This is a genomic window from Actinophytocola sp. (genome assembly GCF_050699915.1).
Taxonomy (GTDB): Bacteria; Actinomycetota; Actinomycetes; order Mycobacteriales; family Pseudonocardiaceae; genus Actinophytocola.
The window spans coordinates 1-20623 of the sequence record NZ_JBOHGA010000074.1 but is presented as its reverse complement, the minus strand read 5'-3'; the positions used below and the strand labels follow the sequence as shown (position 1 = coordinate 20623).

Sequence of the window (20623 nt, the reverse complement as noted above, 5' to 3'; positions counted from 1 at the left end):
AACCCTAGGGTCGGTGTCGTGGCGGGGGCATCCGGCCCAACCCCTGATTTCTCCCTTAGGGACCCCGAGACTCTCGACTTGAGCTGGAGCGCGCTCCAGCTCATAGGCTCGCGGCATGCGACTCGGAGTGCACATCACCGCGTTCACCGTGCCCGACGGCCCGCCCGGCATCGCGCCGGAGCTGGCCAGGGTGGGCCAGGCGGTCGAGGCCGCCGGCGTGACCCACCTGTCGGTCATGGACCACTACTTCCAGATGGACCGCGTCCTGCCGGCCACCGACCCGATGCTCGAGGGCTACACCACGCTCGGGTTCCTGGCCGCGCACACGTCCACGACCCGGCTCGGCCTGCTCGTCACCGGCGTCAGCTACCGCCACCCGGGCCTGCTCGCCAAGATCGTGTCCACTGTGGACGTGTTGTCCGGCGGTCGGGGCGAGCTGGGCATCGGGGCGGCGTGGTACGAGCGTGAGCACCGCGGCCTCGGCGTGCCGTTCCCGCCGGTCGCGGAGCGGTTCGAGCGGCTGGCGGAGACGCTGCGGATCTGCCGGCAGATGTGGGACCCGGCGAACACCGGTCCGTTCGAGGGCAAGCACTACCAGCTGGCGGAGACGCTGTGCGTGCCGCAGCCGATCGGCAAGCCGCCGATCCTCATCGGCGGGGGCGGGGAGCGCAAGACCCTGCGGCTGGTCGCCGAGTACGCCGACGCGTGCAACCTGTTCGCGTCCTCGCCCGAGGAGCTCGGCCGCAAGCTGGACGTCCTGCGCGGCCACTGCGACGACGTCGGCCGGGACTTCGCGACGATCCAGAAGACGCTCCTCGCCACCACCCGGCCGACCGAGGCGGACCGCTTCGCCGAGGACATGACGCCCTACGCGAAGCTCGGCTTCGACACGGCGATCGTCATGCCGCCCGGCGACGCCCCGGCGCGGTGGATCGACGAGTTGGGCGCCCCGATCGCCGCGCGGCTAGCCGACCTCTGAGCGCAGCGCCCGCACGAACAGGAACACCGGCTTGGTCTCGAGGATCTCGAACAGGTCCGGGTCGACGGCCGCATCCGGGGTGGGCCGCGGCTCGTCGACCACGTCGATGGCGAAGCCCGCCGCGCGCAGCGCGCCGAAGATCGCCGACAGCGGGCGGCGGTACATCCGCGCCGTGACCCGCTGGCCCGACCAGTCCCACTCCTCGTCGATGAGCTCGGTGCGGTGGTAGTCCGTCCGGTCGGACAGGAGCCAGCCGGTGATCGGGTGGTGCACGGAGAACACGAGCGCGCCGCCGGGCGCCAGGCAGCGGCGCAGCTCACCGAGGATCGGCGCCCAGTCCGCGAGGAAGTGCAGCACCAGCGACGCCACGACCACGTCGACGCTCTCCGACGCGACGTCGAGCGGGCGCTCGAGGTCGGCCACCTCGACGCGGGCGCGGTCGCCCATGCGCTCCCGGGCCAGCTCGACGAGCCGGGGCTCCCGGTCCAGCGCCAGCACGTCGGCGCCCCGCTCGACCAGCTGGGCCGTGAGCACCCCGGCGGCGCAGCCGAGCTCCAGGACCCGCTTGCCGGCGAGGTCGCCGGCCAGGCGCAGGATCGCCGGCCGGTCGTAGTGGGTGTTGGGCGGACTCCGTACGGACATGCGGGCGTAGGTGTCGGCGTGCTCGGCGAAGATTCCGTTGTCAGCCACCCGATCGATCATAGGATCGCCGGATGACCGTGCTCAGTGTGTTGGACAGCTGCCTGGACTGGGCGGACGGCGTCGTGGCGGGAGTCGGCGCGGACCACCGCGACGCGGCGACGCCGTGCCCGGAGTTCACCGTCGACGGCCTGGTCGCGCATCTCGTCGACGGCCTCGCCTGGTACGGCGCGCTGCCCGCCGGCGGCGCGACGGATCCGCGCGAGGTCACGGGGCCCGGCCTGGAGTCCGGCTACGTCGACGCCTTCCGCGCGGCGCGGGCCGTGGTCCGGCGCAACTGGACGCCGCCGCGGCTGGACGACACGTTCGCGCTGCCCGTCGGCGAGGTCACCGGGGTCGGCATCACCGAGTACACCGTCGTGGAGGTGCTCGGCCACGGCTGGGACCTGGCGGTCGCGACCGGCCAGCCGGTCCGTGTGGCCGACGACCTCGCCGAGGCGGCGCTGAGGATGGCGCGCGGGCTCGGGGAGGACACCCTGCGCAGCCCGGGCATGATGGGCGCCCCGACACCGGTCGACGCGGACGCGCCGGCGATCGACAGGTTCGTCGCCTACCTCGGGCGGCGGCCGGTGACCGGCTAGTCCGAGGTCAGGCGCGGTGCACCGGCATCTGCGCGCCGCTGATCGGGGAGGCCTCGTCGCCGGACAGGAACAGGATCGTGCGGGCGATGTCGGCCGGGGCGACCCAGTCCGCGCGGTTGGAGTCGGGCATCGCCTGGCGGTTGGCCGGGGTGTCGATCACGCCCGGCAGGACCGCGTTGACCCGCACGCCGTCGCCGGCGTACTCCGCGTCCAGCGCCGCCACCAGGGCCAACACCGCCGCCTTCGAGGCGATGTAGCCGGCCGCCCCGGAGAACGGGTGCAGCGCCGCCCTGGTCGACATGCACACGATCGACCCGCCGCCGGCCTCGGTCAGGTGCGGCAGCGTGTGCTGGCAGGTCAGGTAGGTGGCGCGCAGGTTGAGCCGCAGCTGCTCCTCGAACTCCTCGACCGGCGTCTCGTGCACCCGGCCGCCCGCGGCGAAGCCGCCCACCAGGTTCACCACCGCGCGCAGCGGTTTGTCCACATCGGACGCGGCGACGGTCGCGCACTCGCGCGCCGAGGCCACGTCGAACAGGTCGGCCTGGACCAGCTCCAGCCCGTCGCGCTCGGGCATCCGGGACAGCTCGCGCTCCGCGATCCACGGCACCACCGCGCGCCAGCCGGCGTCCAGGAACGCCGCCGTGACCGCCGAGCCGAGCCCGCCCGTGCCCCCGGTGATCAGCACCGACCGTCCCATCAGACCTCCAGCAGCTTGTCGCGCAGTCGCTTGACATCCTCCGCGCCGAACCCGTGCGCGGCGAGCCAGCCCAGCACACCGCCGTGGTCGGCGTCGAGCCGGGCCAGGAAGCCCTGCATGGTCGCCTCCCGCGGGCTGTGCTCGGCGGCCGGCAGCCGGTCGATGTCCTCGGCGTAGGTCGGCGTGCTGCGCAGCCGGTCCAGCACGAGGTCGATGCGCTCGCCGGTGGCGACGTAGTCCGCGACGACGACGTCGCGCGGCACGCCCGCCACGGTCAGCGCCATCGCCACGACCACGCCGGTGCGGTCCTTGCCCGCCGCGCAGTGCACCAGCGCCGCGCCGGGCGCCGTCGCCACCTCGCGCAGCGCCTCGACGACGTTCTCCGGGCGGTCCTCGAGGTAGCCGAGGTAGAACGAGAGCAGCAGCTCGGTCCCGTCCCGCTCGGCCGCCCGCCGCCGGTTGATCGCGAGCGCCTCGGCCGCCGTGTGGACCGCCGTGTCGGCGGCGGCGTCGGTCATGCCGAGGCTCTCCGGGAGCACGGACAGGTGCACGTGCCGGACCGACTCGACGGCGGTCAGCGGCCCCGGCCCCTCCTGTTTCACCTCGCTCGTGCTGCGCAGGTCGATCACCGTGGTCACCCCGAGCTCGTCGACCAGTCGGGTGATGTCGGCGGGCGAGAGGTCCTGCAGGTTGTCCGTGCGGATCAGCCGCCGCGGCACGGTCCGGGCTCCGCTGTCGGTCGGCAGGTCACCGACGTCGCGGGCATTGACTGCGTTCTCCAACTGAATCCAGGCCACCCGGCCATTCCAGCAGACGGGTCTGACGTCACCCACACGGGTGGAATTTGCCGAGGTCGCGGCGCGTGTGAGACCTTGGCGGGGTGACGGTCGTGAGGACTGCTAAGGAACGTCAGCTCGGCCGTCGCGTGCTGCTCGTCGTCGGCTTCCTGCTCATCGCCGCCAACATGCGCGCCGCGTTGACGTCCGTCGGCCCGCTGCTGGAGACGATCCGCCGGGACATCGGCCTGACCGCGAGCGAGGCCGGGTTCATCGGGACGCTGCCATTGCTCACGTTCTCCGCCGTGTCGCCGCAGGTGCCCCGGCTGGCCCGGCGGTTCGGCATCGACCTGATGCTCTGGCTCGCCCTGGTCGCGCTGATCGCCGGCATCGTGCTGCGCTCGCTGCCGGTGGTCGGGCTGCTGTGGGCCGGCACGGTGCTGCTGGGCGCCGCGATCGCGGTCGCCAACGTGCTGCTGCCGAGCATGATCAAGCGGGACTTCCCGGACCACATCAGCGCGGTCACCGGCGTCTACACCGCGGTGATCGGCGTGATCGCGTCCACCGCGGCCGGCGTTGCCGTGCCGCTGGCCGGCGTGCTGCCCGGCGGCTGGCGTGCCTCGCTCGGGTGCTGGGCCGGGCTGGCGCTGGTCGCGCTCGCCGTGTGGACGCCACAGCTGCGCCGGCCCGACCGGACACCGGAGCCCGAGACCGTCAAGCCGCGCGCGCCGTGGCGCTCCCCGCTCGCGTGGGAGGTCTCGGCGTTCATGGCGCTGTCCGCGTGCGGCTTCTACACGATGCTCGCCTGGTTCCCGTCGATCGTGGTCAGCACCGGCGCCGGCGAGGAGTATGCCGGCTGGATGCTGTTCGTGTACCAGATCGCCGGCGTGGTGATGAGCGGCGTCGTGCCGCTGGTGCTCACCCGGATGCGCGACCAGCGACCGGTGGCCACCGGCGGGGCGTTGCTCGCGATGCTCGGCTATCTCGGGCTCCTGGTCGCGCCCGGCCTGTCGCTGCTGTGGGCGACCGTCGTCGGGGTCGGCGCGGGCACGCTGTTCTTCCTCGCGCTCGCGTTCTTCAGCCTGCGCGCGGCCGATCCGCGCTCGTCGGCGTCGCTGGCCGGGATGGGGCAGTCGATCGGGTACCTGTTCGCCGCGGTCGGGCCGGTGGCGATCGGCGCGTTGCACGACGCGACCGGCGGCTGGCGGGCGCCGCTGGCGGTGCTCGCCGGGCTCGCGGCCGTGCACACTGTGGTGGGGTTGCGCGCCGGCCGGGACGCGCACGTCAGGGTCTGAGGAACAGCATGCGTCTGCTCGTCGTCGGCGGCTGCGGTCTGGTCGGGTCGATGGTGTTGCCGCATCTCGTGGCCATGCACCGGATCCGGGTGCTCGACCTGGTCGAACCGGCCGCGCCGGTGTCCGATGTGGAGTACCACGCCGGCGACCTGCACGACGTGGACCTTGTCGCGGCGCTCGCGCAGGGCGTCGACTCGCTGGTGTTCATGGCGATGGGTCCGGTGCGGGACTGGGGGAGCCCGGCCACCGCGCGGGCGCATCTCGATGTCGCCGTGCCGGGCATGTACGCGACGCTGACCGGCGCGCACCGGGCCGGCGTTCGGCACGCGGTGTACACGAGCAGCATGTCCGTCTACCGCTACCCGCTGGACGGCAAGGAGCCGCCGCCGGACCGGGAGGCGCCGGTCGACGAGCGGCTGGCCCGCTACCCGGACGAGACGACACCGCCGGACGCGAGCGACTTCTACGGGCTGGCCAAGCGCCTGGGCGAGGCGGTCTGTCGCAATGCGACGGTCGAGTGGGGGATGGACGCGGTCTGCCTGCGCCTGTGCTTCCCGACCGCGGACGAGGACTGGCCGCGCGGCGGTCCGGCGATGAAGCGTGCGATCGCCACGTCGGCGCGGGACGTGGCCGCGGCCATCGAGGCGGCCCTCGCCCGCCGCGGCAAGGGTTTCGACGCCTACGCCATCAGCGGCGACGCCGCCGAACGTACGATGAGCCTGGCCAAGGCGAAGGCGGAGCTCGGCTGGGCACCACGCGATCCCACACCCTGACGCGAGGAGGGCCGATGACCACCGAGGTCGACGAGCTGCGCGCGGCCGGCGTGACCATGCTCGAGCTGTCCTTTGTGGATAATGCCGGCATCACGCGGGTGAAGACCGTGCCGCTGGACCGGGTCGAGGACGCGGTGGCGCACGGGGTCGGCGTGTCGCCGTGCTTCGAGGCGTTCGGGTCCGACGACGTCATGGTGGCCGGCGAGTACCTCGGCGGCCCGGACGGCGACCTGCGGCTGGTGCCGGACCTGACGCGGGCGGTCGCGCTGTCGGCCATGCCGGGCTGGGCGTGGGCGCCGGCGAACAAGCTGACAAAGACACTGGAGCCGTTCGTCGCGTGCCAGCGGGCCTTCGCCGATCGGCAGGTGGCGGCCGCCGCGCGCCAGGGCCTCACCCTGCTGATGGCGTTCGAGCACGAGTGGATCGTCGGCTCGGCCGCCGCGGCCGGCTTCGAGCCGGCGTTCGACGGGCCCGCGTACGGCCAGATCCGCCTGGAGCAGGTCGCCGGGTACGCCGCCGCGCTGGTGGCGGACCTGTCCCGGCAGGGACTCGCGGTCCAGCAGTTCCACCCGGAGTACGCGACCGGGCAGCTCGAGCTGTCGGTGGCACCGCGCGACCCGGTCGCGGCCGCCGACGACGCCGTGCTGGTCCGCCACACCGTCCGGTCGCGCAGCCTCGCGCACGGCTGGCGCGCCACGTTCGCCCCGACCGTGGACCCGGCCGGCGCCGGCTCGGGCGGTCACCTGCACCTGTCGGTGCACGACGCCGACGGCAACACGCTCGCGGACCTGCGGCCGCCGGGCTCGGCGTTCCTCGCCGGGGTGCTGCGGGAGCTGCCCGCGCTGGTGGCGATCGGCGCCGGCCACCCGGCGAGCTTCCTGCGGCTGCAGCCCTCGCGCTGGGCCGGCGTGTGGCAGTGCTGGGGCCACGAGACGCGGGAGACGGCGTTGCGGATGATCGCCGGCACCGAGGAGTCGGCGAACGCCGAGCTCAAGTGCTTCGACGCGACGGCGAACCCGTACCTGCTCGTGGGCTGTGTGATCGCGGCCGGCCTGGCCGGCGTCGCGGACGAGCTGCGCCTGCCGGACCCCGTCGCCGGCGACCCGGCCCTGCTGGCCGACGACGCCCGGGACGCGGCCGGCGTCCACCGCCTGCCGACTACCGCGGCGGCCGCCGCCGACGCGCTCGCCTCGTCCGCGGTGCTCGCCGCGGCACTGGGGCCCGAGCAGCACGACGCGATCGTGACGGTCCGCCGCGCGGAGGCGAAGCGTTGCGCGGAGCTGGACACCGCGGCCCTGGCGGACGCGGTCCGGCGCCGCTGGTGAGCGCCACCGACGGCGTGCGGCTCGTCGACCAGCACTGCCACGGCGTCTTCGCCCGCGACCTGCCGGCGGCGGACTTCGCCGCGGGCCTGACCGAGGCGCCCGACCCGGGCGGGCGGGACCCGTGGCGTTCGATGCTCGGCCTGGCCGTGCGGCGCTGGTGCGCGCCCGTGTTGGACCTGCCCGCGCACGCCACCCCGGAGGAGTACCTGGCGCGCCGGACCGAGCTCGGCTGGCGGGAGGCCGCGACCCGGCTGCTGCGCGCCGCCGGGGTGGCGGACTGGTTCGTCGACACCGGCTACGGCGGCGACACCACCCCCGGTGAGCTGGCGGAGCTGGGCGGCGGCACCGGGCACGAGGTCGTCCGGATCGAGCAGGTCGCCGAGTCGGTCGCGTCCTCGGGCGCCGACACGCCGGTCGCCCTGCTCGACGGCATCCGCGCCGGGCTGCGGGAGCGGGCGGGAAGCGCGGTCGCCTTCAAGTCGGTCATCGCGTACCGCTCGGGGCTGGCACTGCCCGCGGATCCGCCGTCGCACGTGGCCGTCCGCGCCGCGGCGGACGACTGGCTCCGGTCGGGTATCACGCGGCTGCGCAACCACGTCCTGCACGCCTGGCTCGTCCACGAGGCGGCTCGCGTCGCCGCCGAGCTCGGGCTGCCGCTGCAGTTCCACACCGGGTTCGGGGACCCCGACCTGCACCTGCGCGACGCCGACCCGTTGCTGCTCACCGACTTCGTCCGCACCACCCCGGCCGACGTCGTGCTCCTGCACTGCTGGCCCTTCCACCGCAACGCCGCCTACCTCGCGCACGCCTTCGGCCACGTGTGGGTCGACCTCGGGCTCACGCTCGGGTTCGCCGGGCAGCGGGCCGGGGCCGTGCTCGCCGAGACGCTCGAGCTCGCGCCGTTCGAGTCGCTGCTCTACTCCTCCGACGGCTGCGACCTGCCCGAGCGTCACCACGTGGGCGCCGTCCTATGGCGACACCACCTCGGCCGCCTGCTCGACGAGTGGCTCGCCGACGGGGCGATCACCCGTGGGGACGCCGAGCGGCTCGCCGAGGACTTCGGGGCCGGCAACGCGCGCCGGCTCAGCTCGCGGCTCGCTGCCGGACCGGACCCGAGGTGACGAACGTGACCGCGCGGGACACGGTCGCCGGATCACGCAGCAGCCGCCAGTGGCCCAGGTCCTTGACCGTCACCAGCTCGGCCCCCGGCCACGCCTTGCGCAGCGCCACACTGTCCGCGTAGCGCGTCTCCCGGTCGTTCGGGTCGTGCACGGTGAGCAGCGGCGGCGCGACGATGTCGGCCACCTGGCTCGGGATGTCGAACGCCGCCCACGGCTCGCCCACGCGACGCTCCACTCGCGCCATCATCCGAGTGCGGATCCGCTTGTCGAAGCCGAGCATCGCGGCGAACAGCGCCGTGTAGGGCGTCGGCTGGGTCATCGGGGCCAGGAACACCAGCCGGCCCGCGGCCACGCCGCGGCGCAGCGCGTAGAACGTCGAGTTGGCGCCCAGCGAGTGCGCGATGATCGCGTGCGCGGGGCCATGTTCGGCCACCACCGCTCGGAGCGCGGCGGCCATCTCCGGGATCGTCGTGCGTCCCGGCCCGAGCTCGCCGGGGTCCGAGTCGCCGTGGCCGAGCGCGTCGAAGGCGACCACCCGGTAGCCGGCGTCGAGCAGCGGGCGGAGGTAGGCGCGCAGCTGGCCGCGGTGGCCGCCCCAGCCGTGCACCAGGTACACGACCGGCCCGCTGCCCCACGCGTGGCTGACCACGCGGCGCCCGCCGACCGACACCTCGACCGTCTGGCCGGGCGGGATCATCTCCGCGGGTCTGCCGCGGTAGGGCGGGATACGCAGCCAGAGTCGTTCCGCCCAGCGAGCGCCGACGGCGGGGGCGACCCGCTCGAGGGTGCCGAACGCGGTCCGTGTCGCCACGAAGCGGGCACCAGTCAGGAAACGAACGATCGTGCTTTTTTGTGCCGACATGTCTGCCCTTCCGAAGGAGAAGAGGTGGGGTCAGGCCCGAGCGCGGGCCAGGAGGGACTCGAACGCCGTGCGGGCGCGGCTCTCGGCGGTCCCGTCGCCGAGCAGGCGCTTGCAATGGTGGTAGGAGAGCATCACGCCGTCCAGCTCGAAGGCGAGCTGCTCCGGGTCGGCGTCGGCACGGAAGTGCCCTTCGGTGATGCCGGTGCCGAACACCTGGGCCAGCGAGTCCAGCCAGTCGCGCTGGTCGCGCACGACCCGGTCGCGCGCCGGGCCGGGCTGGTCGTCGAGCTCGCTCGCGGCTGCGACGAAGATGCAGCCGCCGGGCTGGGAGTTCCAGCGCAGCTTGTTCTCGAACATGGCCCGCACCCGCGGCTCCCCGCGCGGGGCGGCGACCGCCGGGATCACGACCTCGTGCAGGAACCGGGCCTTGGCGTGTTCGAGGACCTCGAGCTGCAGCGTCTCCTTGGACTTGAAGTGCGCGTACAGCCCGCTCTTGGAGAGCCGGGTGCTGGTCGCGAGCGTGCCGATGGACATGCCGGCGAAGCCGACCGTGCGGACCAGCTCGCCGGCCGCGTCCAGGATCGTCTCCCGGGTGGCCTCACCCTTGCTCACCATCGTAGAATAGCACGACCGTTCGGTTGTTTCAGTCCCAGACTTCGGCGGCGATCTCGACGATCAGCGCGAGCTTGGCGACCTGCTCGTCGTAGGTGAGGGTGTTGCCCTCGACGGTCGAGGAGAAGCCGCACTGCGGGGACAGGCACAGCTGCTCCAGCGGCACGTACTTCGCCGCCTCGTCGATGCGGCGCTTGATGTCGTCCTTCGACTCCAGCTCGCCCCGCTTCGTCGTGATCAGGCCCAGCACCACCTGCTTGCCCGGCGGCACGAACCGCAGCGGCGCGAACGAGCCGGACCGCGCGTCGTCGTACTCCAGGAAGAAGCCGTCCACCGCGAGCTCGGAGAACAGTGCCTCCGCGACGAAGTCGTAGCCGCCCTCCGCCGCCCACGAGGACCGGAAGTTGCCTCGGCACATGTGGGTCGTCACGCGCAGCCCGTCCGGCCGGCCCGCGAGCGCGGTGTTGATCTGCTTGATGTAGCGCAGGTGCTGGTGCTCGGCGTCGTCGCCGCGCGCGGCGAGCACGGCCCGCTGCGCGGGGTCGTTCAGGTAGGCCAGGCTCGTGTCGTCGAGCTGCAGGTAGCGGCAGCCCAGCTGGGCCACAGCGCCGACCTGCTGCGCGTAGGCCTCGGACAGGTCCGCCCAGAACAGGTCCTCGTCGGGGTAGACGGCCGGGTCCAACGCGGCCGGGCCGCCCCGGTAGTGGACCATGCTCGGCGACGGAATCGTCAGCTTCGGGACCACCACGTCGCCGGCCACGGAGCTCAGGAACGTGAAGTCGTCGGCGAAGATGGTCTCCCGCAACCGAACCGGACCGTCCACATGCAACGCCGCGGTGCTGAACTCGAGCTGCCCGTCCGCGTTGCGGAACCGTACCTTGATCGACTCGTCGGACTGCCCGATGCCGCCGAGGCGGTAGATGAAGTCCATGTGCCACGAGGTGCGCCGGAACTCGCCGTCGGTCGCCGAGCGCAGGCCGACCTCGGCCTGCATCGCCACGACCTCGCGGACCGCCTCGTCCTCGACCGCGCGCAGCTCCTCGGGGGAGATCCGCCCGGCCGCGCGATCCTCCCGTGCGGCCAGCAACTTCGCCGGGCGCAGCAGGCTGCCGACGTGGTCGGCGCGGAACGGAGGAAGGTCGTTGGTGGTCATGTGGCTCCTTCCGGGAACGGCAGGCCGACGTAGTTCTCGGCGAACGACGTGGCCGCGGCGGTCGAGCTGGTCAGGTAGCGCAGCTGGGACAGCTGCAGCCGGCGGGTGAACGGGTCCGCGTCCGGCGCGCGGTGCAGCATGGCGGTCATCCACCACGAGAAGTGCTGTACCCGCCACACCCGGGACACACACGTGTCCGAATAGGACTCCAGGCCGGACTCGTCGCCGTCGGCGAAGAAGCGGCCGAGAGCCGACGCGAGCACCGCCACGTCCACGACCGCGAGGTTCAGGCCCTTCGCCCCGGTGGCCGGCACGATGTGCGCGGCGTCGCCGGCGAGGAAGAGCCGGCCGTGGCGCATCGGCTCGACGACGAAGCTGCGCAGTCCGGTGACCGCCTTGTCCACGATCGGCCCGTCGTGCAGGTCGAAGCCGGCGGTGCGGCCCAGCCGCGTGCGCAGCTCGGCCCAGATCCGCTCGTCGGGCCACTCGTCGACCGGTTCGTCCGGCGCCACCTGCAGGTACAGCCGGGTCAGCGTGGGGGAGCGCATGCTGTGCAGCGCGAACCCGCGGTCGTGCGAGGCGTAGATCAGCTCCTCGGCCGAGGGCGGCACCTCGGCCAGCACGCCCAGCCACGCGTACGGGTACTCGTGGGAGTACTCCGTCAGCACCCCGGCCGGCACCGCGGGCCGGCTCACCCCGTGGAAGCCGTCGCAGCCGGCCACCACGTCGCAGCGCAGCTCCTCGGTCCGTCCGTTGTGGACGTAGCGGACCACGGGGGAGTCGGTGCCGGTGCCCTCGATCGCCACCGCCGCCGCCTCGAACAGCAGCGGCCGGCCGGTCTCCAGCCGGGCCGCCACCAGGTCCTTCACCAGCTCGTGCTGGCCGTAGATGGTGAGCTCGCGGCCGGTCAGCTCGGTGAGCGGCAGGTGGTGGCCGACGTCGTCGAACAGCAGCTCCAGCCCGTGGTGCACGAGCCGTTCGGCGTGCAGCCGGTCGGCCAGGCCCACCTTCGTCAGCAGGTCGACGCTGCCCTGCTCGAGCACGCCGGCCCGGATCCGCGCCTCGACGTAGGCCCGGGTGTGCCGCTCGAGCACGACCGAGTCGATGCCGCGCAGGTGCAGCAGGTGCGCGAGCAGCAGGCCGGCCGGTCCGGCGCCGACGATCGCGACCTGGGTGCGCGTCATCCTAGAAGGGGTATTCCGGGATCTGGCCGCGCAAGGTGATCCACCGCGACTCGGTGAACGCGTCGAGGTTCGCCGAGCCGCCGAACCGCGCGCCGGTGCCCGAGTCGAGCACGCCGCCGAACGGCGCGACCGCCTCGTCGTTCACCGTCTGGTCGTTGATGTGGACGATGCCGGTCGGGATCTGCTCGGCCAGCGCCAGCCCGCGCATCGCGTCCGCGGTCAGGATCGACAGCGCCAGCCCGTAGGTGCTGTCCGCGGCGAGTCGCACCGCCTCCTCGACGGAGCGGAAGCGGACGATCGGCGCCACCGGGCCGAACACCTCGTTGGCGTAGGCCGGCATGTCGGTGCGCACGCGGTCGAGGACGGTCGGCCGGTAGAACAGGTCCTCGTAGGTGCCGCCGGCCGCGAGCCGGGCGCCCGCGTCCACTGTGGACGTCACGAGCTCGTGCACCTTGTCCCGCTGGGTCGCGTCGATCAGCGGGCCGAGCGCCACCTCGCCGGTGGGGTCGCCGACCGGCAGCGCCTGCGCGTGCGCGGCCAGCGCCTCCACGTAGGAGTCGGCGACCTCCTCGTGCACGAGGTGCCGGCCGGTGGTCATGCAGATCTGGCCCTGGTGCAGGTAGGACCCCCACGCGGCGGCCGACACCGCGCGGTCGATGTCCGCGTCGTCCAGCACGATCAGCGCCGAGTTCCCGCCGAGCTCCAGGTGCACCCGCTTGAGGTGGCGGGCGGCGAGCTCGGCGACCGCGCGGCCGGTCTGGCTGGAGCCGGTGAACGAGACGAGCCGCACGTACGGGTCCTCGACGAGCGCGCCGCCCGCCTCGGCGCCGCCCGGCAGCACGTGCAGCACGCCGTCGGGCAGGCCCGCCTGGGCGAGCAGCTGGGCGATGGCGAAGCCGCCGCTGACCGGCGTGCGCAGGTCGGGCTTGAGCACCACGGCGTTGCCCAGCGCGAGCGCCGGCGCGACCGAACGCGTCGACAGGATCAGCGGCACGTTGAACGGAGAGATCACGCCGACCACGCCCACCGGCACCCGGCGCAGCAGCGACAACCGCTGCTCGGTCGTGGGCAGGATCTCGCCCGGCGGTCTGGACGCGAGCGCCGCCGCCTCGTAGCACTCCTGCGCGGCCACGCCGACCGCGAACGCGGCGAGCCCGGTGATCGCGCCGGTCTCCCGGACGACCCAGCCGCGCAGCTCCTCGGCGTGCTCCTCGATCAGCGCGCCCGCGCGACGCAGCACCGCCGCGCGGTCGGCGAACGACGCCGCCGCCCAGTCCCGCTGCGCGGTGGCCGCGGCGGAGCACGCCTCCGCGACGTCGTCCGCGTCGGCGACGCCGGTCGTGCCCAGCTCCGCGCCGGTGGCCGGCGCCACGATCGGCGCGATGCCGCCGTGTGCCGGAATCCACCCTCCACTGTAGACACTGCCGGCGAAGGTGCCGGGATCCAACACGGCCGTCATCGCGCACCGCCCTTCCTGCTTGGCCTGCTCAGTCTGCGCGCCCCTCGATCAGGGGAAAAGGGCGTCCACGAACGCAGGCTCCTTCAGGAGCCCGTCCTCGAGCGCCAGGTCGGCGAGGGTCTGCATCGACTCCCGGTTCACCTTCGCGGGCCACTTGGGCAGCGTCAGCTTGTCGATGACCGCCGGATCGATCTCGGTGTAGGTGCTGATGATCGCCCGCGCCTCGTCCGGGTGGGAGTCGGCGTAGGCCAGCGACTCCGCCATGGCGTCGGCGAACCGCCGGATCAGGTCGGGGTTGTCGACCTGCTGCTTCAGTCCGGTGAAGTAGGTGGCCACGGTCAGGTTCGGCGCCGTGTCGACGTAGCTCGAGGCGACCTTGCGGCCGCCGTCGGCCAGCACCGCCTGCTGGAAGGGCTCGACCACGAACACCGCGTCCACCTGGCCTTCCTGCAGCGCGGCCGGCATCTCGGGGAACGGCACCGCGGCGAACTTGACCTTCTTCGGGTCGCCGCCGGCGTTGCGCACCGACGCGCGCACGCTCGTGTCCACGATGTTCTGGAGCGTGTTCGTCGCGACGGTCTTGCCTTCGAGGTCTACCGGTGACTTGATCGGGCTGTCCCCGCGGACCATCAGCGCGGCGAAGTCGCCCTCCGTGCCGGTGGAGTTGCAGCCGTTGGACACCATCTTGACCGGCACGCCGTTCGACTGCGCGAGCAGCAGGGAGGTCACGTTGCTGAAGCCGATCTGGTACTTCTGGGAGATCACTCCCAGGATGACGTCCGCGCCGCCCACCTCCGACTTGAGGTTCAGCTTGATGTCGCGCTCCAGGAAGAAGCCCTCCCGCTGCCCGAGGTAGATCGGTGCCACGTCGAGGATCGGGATGACTCCGACCGTGACCTGGTCCGGCCGGCGCAGGCTCGGTGCCAGCGCCTCGCCGTCCTCCGCGCTGCACGAGGTGGCGAGAAGGGCGGTCGACAGGAGGAGAACTGCGAGATGTCGGCGCATCGGCGGGACTCCCTGTACTCAGGTGGCCGGATCGACGTCAGCTGTTCGGCGATCGCACACTCGTTCTCGTCGCGAACGTAGATGTACAGCGGAGCAGCGTCAACCGTTGACGGGCGGTGACCGGAGTACCTATCGTTCGACAAGAGAACGTTTGTTCGCATCGCGTACACCTGCGGACTCGGGAGGTGTGAGTGGCGGAGCTCGTGGAGCTGGCTGACGGGATCGCCGAGCTCGTCCGGGACGGGGACACGGTCGCGCTGGAGGGCTTCACTCACCTGATCCCCGTGCGGGCGGCGCAGGAGATCATCCGGCAACGCCGCCGCGACTTGACGCTCGTCCGGATGACCCCGGACATCGTGTACGACCAGCTGATCGGCGCCGGCTGCGCGCGCAAGCTGGTGTTCGCCTGGGGCGGCAACCCCGGCGTCGGTTCGCTGCACCGCCTGCGGGACGCGGTGGAGAACGGTTGGCCCGCGCCGCTGGAGCTGGAGGAGCACAGCCACGCGGGAATGGCGAACCGGTACGTGGCCGGCGCGTCGGGCCTGCCGTTCGCCGTGCTGCGCGGGTACCAGGGCACCGACCTCGCCAAGCACACCGACACCATCCGCACGGTCACCTGCCCGTTCACCGGCGAGGAGCTGGCCGCGGTGCCGGCGCTGCGGCCGGACGTGGCCGTCGTGCACGCCCAGCGCGCGGACCGGCGCGGCAACGTGCAGCTGTGGGGCCTGGCCGGCGTGCAGAAGGAGGCGGTGCTGGCCGCGCGGCGGTCGCTGGTGACGGTCGAGGAGCTCGTGGACGCGCTGGAGCCGGTGCCCGACGCGGTCGTGCTGCCGTCCTGGGTGGTGTCGGCGGTGGCGGTGGTGCCGGGCGGGGCGCGGCCGTCCTACGCGCAGGGCTACTACGAGCGGGACAACGGCGCCTACCGGGCGTGGGACGCGGTGAGTCGCGACCGCGACCGGTTCACCGCCTGGCTGGACGAGACGATCTACGAGCCGGTGCAGCCATGACCTGGACGGCTGAAGAGATGATGGTCGTCGAGGCCGCGCGGTCCCTGGCGGGCCGGACGTCCTGCTTCGTCGGCATCGGGCTGCCCTCCACCGCGGCCAACCTGGCCCGTCGGGTGCACGCGCCGGACCTGGTGCTGGTCTACGAGTCCGGCGCGATCGGGGCCAAGCCGACCCGGCTGCCACTGTCCATCGGGGACGGTGAGCTCGCGGAGACCGCCGACGCGGTGGTGAGCGTGCCGGAGGTGTTCAACTACTGGCTCCAACCCGGCCGGATCGACGTCGGCTTCCTGTCCGCGGCCCAGCTGGATCGCTACGGCAACCTGAACACCACGGTCATCGGCGACGACTACGCCCACCCGCGGGTGCGGCTGCCCGGGTCCGGCGGCGCGCCGGAGATCGCCGCGTCCTGCCGCGAGGTGTTCCTCATGGTTCGGCAGGGGCCGCGGACCTTCGTGGACCGGATCGACTTCGTCACGTCGGTCGGCTACGGCGACGGCCACGACCACCGGGAGAAGCTGGGCCTGCGCGGTCGTGGTCCCGTCCGCGTGGTCACCGATCTCGGCGTGCTCGAGCCGGCTCCGGTCACGCGTGAGCTGACGCTGACCCGGGTACACCCGGGGGTGACGGTCTCCGACGTGCGCGCCGCGACGGGCTGGGGTCTCACGGTCGCCGACGAGGTGGCGGTCACCGAGCCGCCGACGGACGAGGAGCTGGCGGTGTTGCGCCGGCTCGTGGAGGGCTAGCAGGACATGACGGATCTCGTTGGCTACCGGCGCGACCCCGGCGGCACGCACCCGCCGCTGCGGTCGCCGGAGTACGGCTCGACCGTGCTGCGCGCGCCGAGCCGCGAGCCACTGCCGCTGGCCCACTCGCTCACCGAGATCACCGGGCCGGCGCTGGGGGAGGGGCGGGTGCTCCCGTCGGACGCGGACCTCACCAGACAGCACGACGGCGAGCCGTTGGGCGAGCGGATCATCGTGCACGGACGGGTCCTCGACAGCGACGGCCGCGCGGTGCCGGACACGCTCGTCGAGCTGTGGCAGGCGAACTCGGCCGGCCGGTACGCCCATGTGCGCGACCAGCATCCCGCGCCGCTGGACCCGAACTTCACCGGTGTCGGCCGGTGCGTCACCGACTCCGCGGGCGGCTTCCGGTTCGTGACGCTCAAGCCGGGCGCCTATCCGTGGCGCAACCACGAGAACGCCTGGCGGGCACAGCACATCCACTTCTCGCTGTTCGGCCGCGCCTTCGTGCAGCGCCTGGTGACCCAGATGTACTTCCCGGGCGACCCGCTGTTCGGTCAGGACCCGATCTACAACGCGGTCCCCGCCGCGGCCCGGCACCGGATGGTCTCCTCGTTCGACCTGTCGGAGACCGTGCCGGAGTGGGCGCTCGCGTACCGGTTCGACATCTTCCTGCGCGGTCGGGACCAGACGCCGGTGGAGGCCTAGTGGAGCTCACGCCCTCGCAGACCGTGGGCCCGTTCTTCTCGCACGCGCTGACGTGGGAGGACGGTCCGTTCGTGGTGGCCGCGGACGCGCCGGGCGCGTTCTGGCTGCGCGGCACCGTGTACGACGGAGCCGGCGAGCCGGTGCCGGACGCGCTGATCGAGACCTGGCAGGCCTCGCCCGACGGCCGGTTCGACCATCCGGACGACCCGCGCGGGGCGGTGTCGGGCTTCCGAGGCTTCGGCCGCTGCGCCACCGACGCCGACGGCCGGTGGGGTGTCCGGACCGTGCGGCCCGGCCCGGTCCCCGCCGCGGACGGTCGGCGCCAGGCGCCGCACCTCGACCTGTCGGTCTTCGCACGTGGCCTGCTCGACCGCGTGGTGACCCGGGTGTACCTGGCGGACGAGCCGTCCAACGTGGACGATCCGGTGCTGGCGTCGGTCCCGGAACCGTTGCGTGGCACGCTGGTGGCGGTGCCGGCCGCGGACGGGTACACGTTCGACATCCGGCTGCAGGGTGAGCGTGAGACAGTGTTTTTCAGTGTGTAGCTGAGTGGGGGTGGCGTGGCGAGGCGTGGGCCGGACTTCGTGCAGTCGCTGGAGCGCGGGTTGACGGTGATCCGCGCGTTCGACCACGAGCACTCGGAGCTGACGCTGAGCGAGGTGGCCGCGGTGACCGGCCTGACGCGAGCCGTCGCCCGGCGGTTCCTGCTCACGCTGGCGTCGCTCGGGTACGTCCGGTCGGACGGCCGGTTCTTCTCGCTGACCGCGAAGGTGCTCGAGCTGGGGTATGCGTACCTGTCGAGCCTGTCGCTGCCGGAGGTCGCGGAGCCGCACCTGGAGGCGCTGGTCAGCGAGGTGAACGAGTCGTCGTCGGTGTCCGTGCTGGACGGTCACGACGTCGTCTACGTGGCCCGCGTGCCGGTGAGCCGCATCATGACGGTCTCGATCTCGGTCGGCACCCGCTTCCCCGCGTACGCGACGTCCATGGGTCGGGTGCTGCTGGCCGGCCTGCCGGAACCGGACCTGAGTTCGTACCTGTCCTCAGTGCGGCTGTCGCCGCTGACCGCGCGGACGGTCACGTCGGTGACGGCGTTGCGGGGCGAGGTGGCGAAGGTCCGCGCGCAGGGTTGGGCGCTGGTGAACCAGGAGCTGGAGGAGGGCCTGCGCGCGCTGGCGGCCCCGATCCGCGACCGAACGGGCAAGGTGGTGGCGGCGCTGAACGTCTCGGCCCACGCAAGCCGAACCTCACTGGAGTCCATGCGCCGAGACCTCCTGCCACCACTGCTGAAGGCCGCCGCCCACGTGGAGGCCGACCTACCGTCCCGCACCCGCCGTTCCTGACCCGCCGCGTCGAGCACCGATCAACGCAACCTCGGGGGACCGTGACGCGACTTGGCCACGATCAACCCCGTAACCGCACCATTCGCCGGAACGTAAACCAACACTCAAAATTCCGGGGAGGCGGGCTGGGCGGGCTTGACTCTCCAGTCCGCCGTGTGGCCGAGGATGCCGGGGATGTCCTCCGTCAGCCGGGCGAAGTCGATCGCTTGGGAGATCAGGCCTGTCGGGTTGTTCTCGATTGCGGCCCAGGCTCGGGCGCGGTCCGCCTCGCTCGCGAAGCGGCCGTGGTCGAAGGCCCGGCGTGCGGCTGCGCGGAGGGCGTCCAGGTCGTGGACGATGATCGTGACCTCCGCGGACAGCTCGTAGCGACTCGCCGGGTCGTCGGCCAGGCGTGCGATGGCCCGCAGGTCCGCGCTGCTCAACTCGTGACTCATACCTCCAGAGTCACCCCCGACACCCCGATCTGCCAGGGCAAACAGTACAAATCCGGGAGGATTCCGGGTTCGCCCCCTAGTGGTGGGCCCGCGGCTGGATGTCCAGCTGGCCCAGCGTCGCCGTCAACCGGTCCAGCACCGCCTCCGGCGACACGTAGAACGACGACGCGCGGATCCGGAAGAACCGCCACCCGCACCGCTCCAGGTCACGCTGTCGGGCCAGGTCACGCTCGTACGCCGCCGCGCCGCGCCACTCGTCGCCCTCGCACAGGATGGCCAGCCGCGACCTCGCGCCGACGACCACCAGGTCCAGCAGCACCGAGTCGACCGGATACCGCGGCACCACCGAGTACCCGAGCGACACGAGCTCGTTCGCCACGTGCTGGGTGAACAGCGAGTCGAACGGCTCCACGAGCGTGTCCGGCGGGCTCGGCAGCGTCAGGTACGCCGACGACGGCGCCGACACCACCCCGTAGCAGTGGTCGAGCAGCTGGAACCGCATGTCCTCGGCGTTGTCGAGCGAGCCGGGCGGGATCGAGTGGAACAGCCACATCTGGTCCCGCGCCCGCGACGCCGCCACGTTGTACCGCTGCACGAACAGCTCCCGCGTCAGCGGCACCTGCGCCGGCCCCGCCGCCACCATCGACAGGAACATCACGTCGCGCTCGGCACCCTGGAAGTCCGCCGAGTCGCCGCACTGGATCCGCCGCGCCGCCCAGTCCTCCGGCGCGATCCGCTCCAGCAGCCGCCGCTCGATCGCCTTCGCCTGCGCGCTGCCCAACAGCGAGATCACGCCGAACGTCAGGTCGTCGTAGCGCGGGTCCGCGACGCACTTCTCCAGCTGCTCGACGATGGCCTCGACCTCGACCGGGTTGACCTTGTTCGTCGTGCCCACCACGTGCCCGTCCGGCAGGTACACGGGACGAACCGGCTCCAGCCGGTCGGCGCCGTACTGGCGCACCGGCACCAGCCGGATCCCGTCCGGCTCGTAGGCGACTCGGTTCGAGAACGCGATGATCTCCGGCACGCACCGCCGGTGTTCGGTCAGCGTCAGCAGCCCGCGGAAGCGCATCTTCGCCTCGTCGAAGAGGCTGCGTTGCGGGTCCTGCCACGCGGACCGGTACGGATCGTCGGCCAGGTACTGGCCGGCGAGGTCGCGCAGCTGCTGCTGGTCCACCCCGACCGCGGACGGCGAGACCTGCTTGTCGTCGCCGATCACGACCATCCGCGGCGCCAGGTACTGCAGGAACGTCGCCTCCAGGCCGGCCTGTGACGCCTCGTCGACGATCACCACGTCGAACATGTCGCGCCGGATCTGCAGCTGTTCCGCGATCCGGTAGACCGGCATGATCCACACCGGCACGGCCGGCCGGCAGCGGTCCATCGCCTGGCGCACCTCGACCCGCCGCTGCGGCGCGTACCGGCCGGTGCCCTTGCCCAGCCGCCGCACCAGGTACGCGTAGTGCTCCAGGTTCGCCCGCGCCTGCCCGGTCAGCCGGTCCGGCGACACCGCGTGGCCCCACGCCCGCGTCGCCGCCAGCTGCTCGACCTCACCGCGGATCCGCTGCTCGGTCAGCCCGATCTCCGCCTGCAGCGCGTTGACGTCCGCCGCGCCCTGGTCCAGCACCCAAGCGCCGGCCGCCGCCCACGCCCACGCGTCGGCGAACGACGCGAGTCGGTCGTCCCAAGTGGACTCGACGGGACTGGCCTCGACCGCGGTGCGCAGCCGCGACGGCACCCGCGCGGCCAGCGCGTCGCGCCGCAACACCAGCCGGCGCACCTCGTGCAGGCGCTCCAACCGCTTGTGCGCCACCGCGTAGTCGTCCGGGTCGCGACGGCGCGCGGCCTCGCGCAACGCGCGCACGCACGG

At 72.8% G+C, this 20623-nt stretch carries 22 protein-coding genes; 11 read left to right on the top strand and 11 right to left on the bottom strand.

What is annotated here, in order from left to right; translation table 11 throughout:
- Positions 1 to 115: 115 nt before the first annotated feature.
- On the top strand, positions 116 to 979 hold the full coding sequence (locus ACRDSK_RS15580; RefSeq protein ID WP_431441606.1) for an LLM class F420-dependent oxidoreductase: 864 nt from the start codon (positions 116 to 118) through the stop codon (positions 977 to 979).
- On the opposite strand, the gene ACRDSK_RS15575 is transcribed toward ACRDSK_RS15580, so the two are convergent.
- A complete protein-coding gene (locus ACRDSK_RS15575) occupies positions 965 to 1669 on the bottom strand; it encodes a class I SAM-dependent methyltransferase (protein ID WP_431441604.1) in 705 nt (234 codons plus the stop codon). The genes ACRDSK_RS15580 and ACRDSK_RS15575 overlap by 15 nt on opposite strands.
- Before the next feature lie 23 nt (positions 1670 to 1692).
- Here ACRDSK_RS15575 and ACRDSK_RS15570 point away from each other — a divergent pair, with 23 nt between their 5' ends.
- The gene (locus tag ACRDSK_RS15570) at positions 1693 to 2259 is read left to right on the top strand and encodes a TIGR03086 family metal-binding protein (protein WP_431441602.1); all 567 of its coding nucleotides are present in this window, start codon (positions 1693 to 1695) and stop codon (positions 2257 to 2259) included.
- Positions 2260 to 2266: 7 nt separating this feature from the next.
- On the opposite strand, the gene ACRDSK_RS15565 is transcribed toward ACRDSK_RS15570, so the two are convergent.
- Together ACRDSK_RS15565 and ACRDSK_RS15560 are read right to left on the bottom strand one after the other, a co-directional pair.
- Positions 2267 to 2956, bottom strand: coding sequence for an SDR family oxidoreductase (locus ACRDSK_RS15565; RefSeq protein ID WP_431441600.1), 690 nt, complete (start codon positions 2954 to 2956; stop codon positions 2267 to 2269).
- Positions 2956 to 3753, bottom strand: a complete 798-nt coding sequence (locus ACRDSK_RS15560) for a tyrosine-protein phosphatase (protein ID WP_431441598.1) — start codon at positions 3751 to 3753, stop codon at positions 2956 to 2958. The genes ACRDSK_RS15565 and ACRDSK_RS15560 overlap by 1 nt, the downstream gene beginning before the upstream one ends.
- Before the next feature lie 92 nt (positions 3754 to 3845).
- Between ACRDSK_RS15560 and ACRDSK_RS15555 the strand changes: the two genes are divergently transcribed.
- The 4 genes from ACRDSK_RS15555 to ACRDSK_RS15540 are packed head-to-tail and all read left to right on the top strand — an operon-like array spanning position 3846 to position 8246.
- Entirely contained in the window at positions 3846 to 5027 is a 1182-nt protein-coding gene (locus ACRDSK_RS15555; protein WP_431441597.1) for a CynX/NimT family MFS transporter, read from the top strand.
- An 8-nt stretch (positions 5028 to 5035) separates the two neighbouring features.
- On the top strand, positions 5036 to 5800 hold the full coding sequence (locus ACRDSK_RS15550; RefSeq protein WP_431441595.1) for an NAD-dependent epimerase/dehydratase family protein: 765 nt from the start codon (positions 5036 to 5038) through the stop codon (positions 5798 to 5800).
- A 14-nt stretch (positions 5801 to 5814) separates the two neighbouring features.
- Positions 5815 to 7125: a glutamine synthetase gene (locus ACRDSK_RS15545; RefSeq protein ID WP_431441593.1), complete on the top strand. Its 1311-nt coding sequence runs from the start codon at positions 5815 to 5817 to the stop codon at positions 7123 to 7125.
- Positions 7122 to 8246, top strand: coding sequence for an amidohydrolase family protein (locus ACRDSK_RS15540; RefSeq protein WP_431441591.1), 1125 nt, complete (start codon positions 7122 to 7124; stop codon positions 8244 to 8246). Before ACRDSK_RS15545 ends, ACRDSK_RS15540 begins: the two co-directional genes overlap by 4 nt.
- Here the strand turns inward: ACRDSK_RS15540 and ACRDSK_RS15535 are convergent.
- The 6 genes from ACRDSK_RS15535 to ACRDSK_RS15510 all read right to left on the bottom strand — a co-directional run bounded on the left by ACRDSK_RS15535 (position 8209) and on the right by ACRDSK_RS15510 (position 14521).
- Positions 8209 to 9057, bottom strand: a complete 849-nt coding sequence (locus ACRDSK_RS15535) for an alpha/beta fold hydrolase (protein ID WP_431441589.1) — start codon at positions 9055 to 9057, stop codon at positions 8209 to 8211. The two genes, ACRDSK_RS15540 and ACRDSK_RS15535, sit on opposite strands and share 38 nt — an antisense overlap.
- Positions 9058 to 9138: 81 nt before the next feature.
- Positions 9139 to 9720, bottom strand: coding sequence for a TetR/AcrR family transcriptional regulator (locus ACRDSK_RS15530; RefSeq protein WP_431441588.1), 582 nt, complete (start codon positions 9718 to 9720; stop codon positions 9139 to 9141).
- Between the two features lie 31 nt (positions 9721 to 9751).
- Entirely contained in the window at positions 9752 to 10873 is a 1122-nt protein-coding gene (locus tag ACRDSK_RS15525; protein ID WP_431441586.1) for a 5-methyltetrahydropteroyltriglutamate--homocysteine S-methyltransferase, read from the bottom strand.
- Positions 10870 to 12057 carry a 4-hydroxybenzoate 3-monooxygenase gene (locus ACRDSK_RS15520; protein ID WP_431441584.1) on the bottom strand — a complete coding sequence of 396 codons (1188 nt, stop codon included), beginning with the start codon at positions 12055 to 12057 and terminating at the stop codon, positions 10870 to 10872. The genes ACRDSK_RS15525 and ACRDSK_RS15520 overlap by 4 nt, the downstream gene beginning before the upstream one ends.
- 1 nt (position 12058) lies before the next feature.
- Positions 12059 to 13516: an aldehyde dehydrogenase family protein gene (locus tag ACRDSK_RS15515; protein ID WP_431441583.1), complete on the bottom strand. Its 1458-nt coding sequence runs from the start codon at positions 13514 to 13516 to the stop codon at positions 12059 to 12061.
- A 48-nt stretch (positions 13517 to 13564) separates the two neighbouring features.
- Positions 13565 to 14521 carry an ABC transporter substrate-binding protein gene (locus ACRDSK_RS15510; RefSeq protein WP_431441581.1) on the bottom strand — a complete coding sequence of 319 codons (957 nt, stop codon included), beginning with the start codon at positions 14519 to 14521 and terminating at the stop codon, positions 13565 to 13567.
- 191 nt (positions 14522 to 14712) lie between these two features.
- Between ACRDSK_RS15510 and ACRDSK_RS15505 the strand changes: the two genes are divergently transcribed.
- The 5 genes from ACRDSK_RS15505 to ACRDSK_RS15485 are packed head-to-tail and all read left to right on the top strand — an operon-like array spanning position 14713 to position 18319.
- Positions 14713 to 15528, top strand: coding sequence for a CoA transferase subunit A (locus ACRDSK_RS15505; RefSeq protein ID WP_431441579.1), 816 nt, complete (start codon positions 14713 to 14715; stop codon positions 15526 to 15528).
- Complete coding sequence (locus tag ACRDSK_RS15500) at positions 15525 to 16271, top strand: CoA-transferase subunit beta (protein WP_431441577.1); 747 nt, start codon at positions 15525 to 15527, stop codon at positions 16269 to 16271. Before ACRDSK_RS15505 ends, ACRDSK_RS15500 begins: the two co-directional genes overlap by 4 nt.
- Before the next feature lie 6 nt (positions 16272 to 16277).
- The gene (gene pcaH / locus ACRDSK_RS15495; protein WP_431441575.1) at positions 16278 to 16979 is read left to right on the top strand and encodes a protocatechuate 3,4-dioxygenase subunit beta; all 702 of its coding nucleotides are present in this window, start codon (positions 16278 to 16280) and stop codon (positions 16977 to 16979) included.
- A complete protein-coding gene (gene pcaG / locus ACRDSK_RS15490; RefSeq protein ID WP_431441572.1) occupies positions 16979 to 17524 on the top strand; it encodes a protocatechuate 3,4-dioxygenase subunit alpha in 546 nt (181 codons plus the stop codon). The genes pcaH and pcaG overlap by 1 nt, the downstream gene beginning before the upstream one ends.
- Positions 17525 to 18319 carry an IclR family transcriptional regulator domain-containing protein gene (locus ACRDSK_RS15485; protein WP_431441626.1) on the top strand — a complete coding sequence of 265 codons (795 nt, stop codon included), beginning with the start codon at positions 17525 to 17527 and terminating at the stop codon, positions 18317 to 18319.
- Between the two features lie 104 nt (positions 18320 to 18423).
- Here ACRDSK_RS15485 and ACRDSK_RS15480 read toward each other — a convergent pair whose 3' ends face one another.
- Complete coding sequence (locus ACRDSK_RS15480; protein ID WP_431441571.1) at positions 18424 to 18753, bottom strand: hypothetical protein; 330 nt, start codon at positions 18751 to 18753, stop codon at positions 18424 to 18426.
- Between the two features lie 76 nt (positions 18754 to 18829).
- On the bottom strand, positions 18830 to 20623 hold a 1794-nt coding region (locus ACRDSK_RS15475), incomplete at its 5' end, for an AAA domain-containing protein (RefSeq protein WP_431441568.1).

Excerpts from the sequence above, each read along its gene's own strand:
- ACRDSK_RS15580 (WP_431441606.1), top strand. The coding sequence starts at position 116 with ATGCGACTCGGAGTGCACATCACCGCGTTCACCGTGCCCGACGGCCCG.
- ACRDSK_RS15570 (WP_431441602.1), top strand. The coding sequence starts at position 1,693 with ATGACCGTGCTCAGTGTGTTGGACAGCTGCCTGGACTGGGCGGACGGC.
- ACRDSK_RS15565 (WP_431441600.1), bottom strand. The coding sequence starts at position 2,956 with ATGGGACGGTCGGTGCTGATCACCGGGGGCACGGGCGGGCTCGGCTCG.
- ACRDSK_RS15550 (WP_431441595.1), top strand. The coding sequence starts at position 5,036 with ATGCGTCTGCTCGTCGTCGGCGGCTGCGGTCTGGTCGGGTCGATGGTG.
- ACRDSK_RS15545 (WP_431441593.1), top strand. The coding sequence starts at position 5,815 with ATGACCACCGAGGTCGACGAGCTGCGCGCGGCCGGCGTGACCATGCTC.
- ACRDSK_RS15525 (WP_431441586.1), bottom strand. The coding sequence starts at position 10,873 with ATGACCACCAACGACCTTCCTCCGTTCCGCGCCGACCACGTCGGCAGC.
- ACRDSK_RS15520 (WP_431441584.1), bottom strand. The coding sequence starts at position 12,057 with ATGACGCGCACCCAGGTCGCGATCGTCGGCGCCGGACCGGCCGGCCTG.
- ACRDSK_RS15515 (WP_431441583.1), bottom strand. The coding sequence starts at position 13,516 with ATGACGGCCGTGTTGGATCCCGGCACCTTCGCCGGCAGTGTCTACAGT.
- ACRDSK_RS15510 (WP_431441581.1), bottom strand. The coding sequence starts at position 14,521 with ATGCGCCGACATCTCGCAGTTCTCCTCCTGTCGACCGCCCTTCTCGCC.
- ACRDSK_RS15500 (WP_431441577.1), top strand. The coding sequence starts at position 15,525 with ATGACCTGGACGGCTGAAGAGATGATGGTCGTCGAGGCCGCGCGGTCC.
- pcaH (WP_431441575.1), top strand. The coding sequence starts at position 16,278 with ATGACGGATCTCGTTGGCTACCGGCGCGACCCCGGCGGCACGCACCCG.
- ACRDSK_RS15480 (WP_431441571.1), bottom strand. The coding sequence starts at position 18,753 with ATGAGTCACGAGTTGAGCAGCGCGGACCTGCGGGCCATCGCACGCCTG.